Annotated in this window: 1 protein-coding gene; it reads right to left on the bottom strand. The window is 48.6% G+C overall.

The window, feature by feature from the left end:
- A partial coding sequence (locus IV88_RS09315; protein ID WP_420806208.1) for a mucin-binding protein occupies nucleotides 1-434 on the bottom strand: 434 nt, incomplete at both ends.

Raw genomic sequence — 434 nt, 5'->3', positions numbered from 1 at the left:
TTTTGCTTATCTGCTGTATAGGTGATCGTTGTATCTTTCGTCGGATCACTTGGCTGATAACTGCTACCGGGTGTCAAAACATGACCTTCTGGATCATGTGCTGTATAACCTGGTACCGTCGGTACACCGGCTGGTGTAACCTTCGTCGCATCACTTGGGTCATTTGGATAGACTACTGTTGGTGCTCCAGGGAAGTTCCCATCACTTGAGCTTGGTACCAATGATCCGACTTTCGTGTATGTCACGGTCTCATTAACATCTGCTGAATCGGCATTCAGGTCAGTTACGGCAGCTGTCTGCGCTTTATCAGCTACAGATCCCGGCACCACTGGGCTAACAACGGCATCAAAGGTCGTATCACCATTTGTCGCTGTCCAGGCTGTTGTTCCAGCACCACTTGTAATAACTTCACCAGTAACGTTATCGACAACGAC

This window comes from Pediococcus argentinicus (assembly GCF_001437605.1).
Lineage (GTDB): Bacteria > Bacillota > Bacilli > Lactobacillales > Lactobacillaceae > Pediococcus > Pediococcus argentinicus.
The sequence above is the reverse complement of the archived record's forward strand: the minus strand, read 5'-3'. Positions and strand labels throughout refer to the sequence as shown.